This window comes from Pseudomonas sp. SIMBA_041, assembly GCF_046535095.1.
Classification (GTDB): Bacteria; Pseudomonadota; Gammaproteobacteria; order Pseudomonadales; family Pseudomonadaceae; genus Aquipseudomonas; species Aquipseudomonas mucoides.
Map to the genome: position 1 here is coordinate 1 of NZ_JAWRXJ010000246.1, position 276 is coordinate 276.

Annotated in this window: 1 protein-coding gene; it reads left to right on the forward strand. The window is 56.5% G+C overall.

The genetic code is table 11. The annotated features are described in order from the left end of the window. Window positions 1-31 precede the first annotated feature (31 nt). Window positions 32-276, forward strand: a 245-nt coding sequence (locus tag SB725_RS31040; RefSeq protein WP_410923230.1) for a manganese catalase family protein, incomplete at its 3' end; no start/stop codon positions are given.

The following is a 276-nucleotide window of genomic DNA, read 5'->3' on the forward strand; positions in this document are numbered from 1 at the left end:
GTTATGCACTCTTAATCAAAAGGAGAGTCACATGTTCATGCACAACAAGCGGTTGCAATATACCGCGCGCGTCGACGTCACCAACCCCGGTCTTGCCAACCTGCTACTCGAGCAGTTCGGTGGCCCACAGGGTGAGCTTGCCGCGGCGATGCGTTATTTCATACAGGCCGTCGGCGAGGAAGATCCCGGGCGAAAGGACATGCTGTTCGATATTGCGACGGAGGAGCTGAGCCACCTCGAAATCATCGGGTCTCTCGTCGCGATGCTCAACAAGGG